This is a genomic window from Micromonospora tarensis (genome assembly GCF_016803395.1).
Classification (GTDB): Bacteria; Actinomycetota; Actinomycetes; order Mycobacteriales; family Micromonosporaceae; genus Micromonospora; species Micromonospora tarensis.
In genome coordinates this window covers 1-3401 of record NZ_JAEVHL010000405.1, presented here as the reverse complement: position 1 = coordinate 3401, position 3401 = coordinate 1, and the positions used below count along the sequence as shown (strand labels likewise).

Here is a 3401-nt window from a genome sequence, read left to right as displayed (position 1 = left end):
GGGGCGGCTGGAGCTGGTCGACGTCGCCGCGCCGGTGCGCGGGGTGGTCGACTACGCGCACAAGTCGGACGCGATCGTGGCCGCGCTGGCCGCCCTGCGTGAGCTGAGCGCCGGCCGGCTGATCTGTGTGATCGGCGCCGGCGGAGACCGGGACCGGGGCAAGCGGCCGGTGATGGGCGCCGCCGCGGCGGAGGGAGCCGACGTGGTGCTGGTGACCGACGACAATCCGCGGACCGAGGACCCGGCGGAGATCCGCGCCGAGGTGCTCGCCGGGGCGTACCGGGCTGACACGGCCGCTCGGATCATCGAGGTTGCCGGCCGCCGCGCCGCGATCGACGAGGCGGTCCGGTTGGCCGAGCCGGGTGACGTCATCGCGCTGCTCGGCAAGGGGCACGAGCGGGGCCAGGAGGTGGCGGGCGAGGTGTTTCCGTTCGACGACAGCATCGAGTTGGCCGACGCGCTGCGGGCCCGCTTCGGGAATCTGGCGGGTCAGCGGTGATCGCGTTGAGCCTGGCCGAGGTGGCCACGGCGGTCGACGGGCGGCTGGTCGCCGCCGACCCGGCCGCCACCGTCACCGGTTCGGTGGAGTTCGACTCGCGCAAGGTGGGGCCCGGTTCGCTCTTCGTGGCCTTCCCCGGGGAGAAGGTCGACGGGCACGACTACGCGGCGACGGCGATCGAGGCCGGCGCGGTGGCGGTGCTCGGCAGCCGCGAGGTGCCCGGGGTGCCGATGGTGCTGGTCGACGACGCCCTGGCCGCGATGGGCCGGTTGGCCCGCGCCGCGGTGGACCGGCTGCCCGGTCTGACCGTGATCGGGGTGACCGGTTCCTCCGGCAAGACCACCACCAAGGACCTGATCGGTCAGCTCACCACCCGACTCGGGGACACGGTGGCGCCGCCCGGCTCCTTCAACAACGAGCTGGGGCACCCGTACACCGCGTTGCAGGCCGGGCCGGACACCCGCTACCTGGTGCTGGAGAAGGGCGCTCGCGGCGTCGGGCACGTCCGCTACCTGTGCGAGCTGGTGCCGCCCCGGATCTCCGTGGTGCTCAACGTCGGCACGTCGCACATCGGCGAGTTCGGTTCGCAGGACGCCATCGCCCTGGCCAAGGGGGAGCTGGTCGAGGCTCTGCCGCCGGACGGACTGGCCGTGCTGAACGCCGACGACGCACGGGTGGACGCGATGGCGAGCCGGACCGAGGCCCGGGTGGTCCGTTACGGCGAGGCGCCGGACGCCGACGTCCGCGCCGAGGACGTCACCCTGGACGAACGGGGGCGCCCGTCGTACACCCTGGTCACCCCGGAGGGGCGCGCGCCGGTGCGGCTCGGGCTGACCGGCCGGCACCAGGTCGGCAACACGCTCGCCGCGGCGGCGGTGGCCCGGGAACTGGGCATGCCGCTGGCCGAGCTGGCCACGGCCCTCGGCGAGCTGGGATTGGTCTCGACCCGCCGGATGGACGTCTTCGACCGCCCGGACGGGGTGACCGTCATCGACGACTCGTACAACGCCAACCCGGCCTCGATGGCGGTGGCGGTGCGGGCGCTGGCCAGCATCGGTCAGGGTCGGCGTACCGTCGCGGTGCTCGGTTACATGGCCGAGCTGGGCCCGTTCGAGTCCGACGGCCACGCCGAGATCGGCCGACTCGTGGCCGAGCTGGGTGTCGACCGGCTGCTCGTGGTGGGCGAGCCGGCCGCGCCGATTCACGAAGGCGCGACAGCGGTAGAAAACTGGGGAGGAGAGTCGGTGCTGCTCACCGATCAGGCGGCGGCCGTCGAGGTGCTGCGGGGCGAGCTACGACCGGGTGATGTCGTCCTGGTCAAGGGTTCCCGGTACCGGACCTGGGAGGTGGCCGACGCCCTGCGCGCCGAGGCCGCCGGGGAGTCCCGCCGATGAGGGCGGTCATCGTCGCCATGGGGGTGGCATTCCTCGTCTCGCTGTTGTGCACCCCGATCGCGATCAAGGTGTTCACCCGGCTCAAGGCCGGTCAGCCGATCCGCACCGACGGCCCCGCCATGCACCAGGGCAAGAAGGGCACGCCCACCATGGGTGGGGTGGTCTTCATCCTGGCCACGGTGATCGCGTACGTGGCCGGGCACCTGGTCCTGACCACCCTGCCGGACCAGCAGATCGCGCAGGTGGAGCCGACCATCACCGCACTGGTGCTGCTGGGGCTGATGGTGTTCTCCGGCGCGGTGGGCTTCATCGACGACTTCCTCAAGGTGCGCAAGCGCAACAGCGCCGGGCTGAACAAGCGTGGCAAGCTGCTCGGTCAGATCCTGGTCGGTGCGGTCTTCGGAGTGATCGCGCTGTGGTTCCCGAGTACGATGACCGACGCGTCGGGCGTGGCGACCAACACCCAGACCGTGGGCAGTACGACGCTGAGCTTCATCCGGGACATCGACGCCCTGGAGGTCAGCAAGGTCGGCGCGGTGATCATCTTCATCTTCGTGGTGATGGCCGCGACGAACGGTGTGAACCTCACCGACGGCCTGGACGGTCTGGCCACCGGCGCGTCGGTGATGGTGCTGACCGCGTACGCGCTTATCGCGTTCTGGCAGTACCGGCACTGGTGCGCCGACCCGAGCTACACCCAGCCCTACTGCTACGAGGTCCGCGACCCGTTGGAGATCGCGCTGATAGCCGGGGCGGCGGCCGGGGCCTGTGTGGGCTTCCTGTGGTGGAACACGTCCCCGGCGCGGATCTTCATGGGCGACACCGGAGCGCTGGGGCTGGGCGGGCTGATCGCCGGCATGGCGATGTCCACCCGCACGATCCTGCTGCTCCCGATCATCGGTGGGCTCTTCGTGATCATCACGATGTCCGTGGTGATCCAGATCATCTCCTTCAAGACCACCGGTAAACGGGTGTTCCGGATGTCCCCGCTCCAGCACCACTTCGAGTTGGCCGGCTGGAGTGAGGTCAACATCGTGGTGCGCTTCTGGATCATCGCCGGCATCGGGGTGGCCATCGCGCTCGGCCTGTTCTACAGCGAGTTCCTCGCCAACATGGTCTGACCACAGCTTGGCGGCGTGACCGTCGGTCATCTCCGTCGCGGCGGATGCGGTGATGAGCGGTATACCTCACAGGCATGAATATGCCTGTGAGGTATACCGCTCATCGGCTTGTCGGGCCAGCCGGAGCGCCCGTCCGGGGACGCGCCACAAGATCCGACACGCCGGGGGTTTCGTTGTGGGCTCGCCGGGCGTGGCTAGCGGTGATGATGTCGGGGTGGGGGAGCAACCAGGCACCGACGACAGGACGGCTGTGCGGCGGCGGTCAGCGGGCTCGGGCGGGTAGGGCGGCGGGCACCGTGCCGCCCCGCCACGTGGACGACCGGCGCGGCCCGGAACCGGGCCGCACGGCGCGTGAGGCCGAAGCCGGGCGTGACGGCGCGCGGCAAG

At 71.0% G+C, this 3401-nt stretch carries 3 protein-coding genes; all 3 read left to right on the top strand.

What is annotated here, in order from left to right:
* Nucleotides 1-499, top strand: a 499-nt coding sequence (locus tag JM949_RS34705; protein ID WP_305070627.1) for a glutamate ligase domain-containing protein, incomplete at its 5' end; no start/stop codon positions are given.
* The gene (locus JM949_RS34700; RefSeq protein WP_203152272.1) at nt 496-1893 is read left to right on the top strand and encodes a UDP-N-acetylmuramoyl-tripeptide--D-alanyl-D-alanine ligase; all 1398 of its coding nucleotides are present in this window, start codon (nt 496-498) and stop codon (nt 1891-1893) included. The genes JM949_RS34705 and JM949_RS34700, both read left to right, overlap by 4 nt.
* The gene (gene mraY, locus JM949_RS34695) at nt 1890-3014 is read left to right on the top strand and encodes a phospho-N-acetylmuramoyl-pentapeptide-transferase (protein WP_203152271.1); all 1125 of its coding nucleotides are present in this window, start codon (nt 1890-1892) and stop codon (nt 3012-3014) included. Before JM949_RS34700 ends, mraY begins: the two co-directional genes overlap by 4 nt.
* The last annotated feature ends 387 nt before the right edge of the window (nt 3015-3401 follow it).